3 pseudogenes are annotated in these 2,383 nt (G+C 35.6%); 1 reads left to right on the forward strand and 2 read right to left on the reverse strand.

Going from position 1 to position 2,383, the window contains the following annotated elements:
• Positions 1-704, reverse strand: a pseudogene (locus HET73_RS07080) (cysteine desulfurase family protein); the annotation flags it as partial.
• A gap of 165 nt (positions 705-869) precedes the next feature.
• On the opposite strand from HET73_RS07080, the pseudogene HET73_RS07085 reads away from it, so the two are divergent.
• A pseudogene (locus HET73_RS07085) lies at positions 870-1,552 on the forward strand (alpha/beta hydrolase).
• 195 nt (positions 1,553-1,747) lie between these two features.
• Here the strand turns inward: HET73_RS07085 and HET73_RS09575 are convergent.
• A pseudogene (locus HET73_RS09575) lies at positions 1,748-2,368 on the reverse strand (ABC transporter ATP-binding protein); the annotation flags it as partial.
• Positions 2,369-2,383: the final 15 nt, after the last annotated feature.

The raw sequence follows: 2,383 nt of genomic DNA on the forward strand, positions 1-2,383 counted from the left end.
TTTCTCTTGTCCACCACCAGCTATAATTGGCTCTATTGTCAGCTTCTTATTGAATATTAATACTCCACTGCCTGCTATACCGTCAAATTTGTGAGCAGATAAAGTGAGTAAATCTACTCCTAAATCCTTCATGTTAACTTCAATTTTCCCAACACTTTGAGCAGCATCAGTGTGACAGATTGCTCCGAATTTACGCGCTATTTCAGCTATTTCCGTAATAGGCTGAATAACCCCAGTTTCGTTGTTGGCCACCATAACTGAAACTATTACTCTATTTTCCTCAAGTTGGCTTAGAATCTTTTCTAGCTCTGAAAGATCAACGACACCTTCTCGATTGACGGGTATTATATGTGGATTACATACAGAATTAAGAATTGAATGATGTTCTATAGCTGAAATCACATGTCGATAGTCTGTTATTCCTCTCATAACAAGATTATTTGCTTCAGTCGCACCAGACGTAAAAACTATTTCTTTATCGCTTGAAGCACCAATAGTGCTATATAATGCATCTCTTGCATCCTGAAGAACTTTTCTTACTTCTTGTCCCTTTCTATGTGATGATGAAGGGTTCAGAATTTATTTTGACAAACCTCAAGTATACTCTTCTTCGTGCCATCACTAACTGGAGAAGTTGCATTATAATCAGTATATACATAACCACTTTTTTCCAAAAGAAATAAACTTGAAGATTTATCTATCATTTTATTAGAAAAATTCTTTACTACTGGCTACAACAATCATATATATTAGCTTAGAACAGTAAAGAACTTATTGCAAAAACAGTGAAATTAATACATAATTAATATATACATAATTGACATGTCTATTGTATAGGTTTTTATTAGGAGCTACCATGGTAGAATTTTTTGAATAACGCAGCAAAAAAGATCGAAGGTGAGTATCACCAAAGCGAGGAAGCTACTGCACCGTTGTACTAATTTTATATCACCACCCTCAGTATGGCGGTAATATGGATAGTAAAATGATACACAGTATATACGCATCTTTTATTTACAACAACTTTTCTGCATTGAAAATTAACTTTCGCGGTGTGGGAAAATCCGCTGGAACTTTTGATAAGGGCATAGGAGAATTAACTGACGCTGCGGTGGCTATTGATTGGCTTCAGGAGCATAATCCTAGCAACGTTCCAATTTGGGTGGTTGGTTTTTCTTTTGGAGCATGGGTGGCTATGCAGCTAACAATGCGCCGACCTGAGATAGTAGGTTTTATTGCTCTTTCTCTTCCGGCAACTAAATATGATTTCTCCTTTCTTTCTCCTTGTCCAGTTCCTGGGCTTATAATACAAAGCAGTAACGATACAATTTCAGAAGAAAGCGATGTAACAGAACTAGCAACATGGCTGTTAAACTCGGCCAAAAGCGATTACATGGAATACAACATAATAGATGATACCAACCACTTTTTAAGAGATAAAGAAGAAGAGGTAACTAAAATCATAGATGGTTATATAAAACTGCGTTTGAGTAGTGCAGCTATTTCTTTTCAAAAGGCCAAAAAAGAAGTAAGAATAAGAGAGTATGTTTAATAAGAGAAAGGTTTGATTATGTTTAAGAAATTACTACTATGTACTCTAGCTACCCTTGCACTACAGGGAGGTTGTTCACCACGAAAGCTAAAAAGTCCGTGTATACAAGGAAACAAAAGTACTTCTTGCAAGCTATACCCTTTTAATGACCATTGGCTGGGTAAGTACAAGGTAAATAGACTCTAATATAACTATTTACAATTTTACTAGCGATCCATCTCTTAACTGTAAGGCACAGTCTGCTTTTTCTGCAAGGAGATGATTGTGTGTTACTATAAGCATAGAGCTGATATTTTCCATTACATATGAATATAACAGCAAAAACACATTCAAAGAATTTGTTGGATCCAAATTGCCTGTTGGTTCATCTGCAAGTAAAAGCTTTGGAGAATTTATAATACTTGCAATTGCAATCCTTTGCCTTTCTCCACCAGAAATTTAAGATATTATACTGCTCGCATTGTTTTCTAGACCAAATTTTTCCAATATTGTCTGCGCATTCTTTGTCGCTTCAGTCTTGCTTTTTCCTGCAATAAGCTGAGGAAGAATAACATTTTCCAATACTGATAACTCCTGCAACAAATAGTGAAATTGATACACAAAACTAAGAAAATTTCTTCTTATATGAGTTTTGTATTTATTGCTGGCTTGTGTGCAATATACTCCATCTATTGCTACCATACCTGAAGTTGGCTTATCCAGCAAGCCTGCAACTTGCAATATAGTTGTTTTTCCTGATCCCGAACTGCCAATTAATGCAACCACTTGTCCTTTTGTAACCCTTAGGTTGATATTTTCTATGACAGCAGAACTTTTTTGAAGCTTTTACTT

It is taken from the genome of Wolbachia endosymbiont of Atemnus politus (assembly GCF_013309895.1).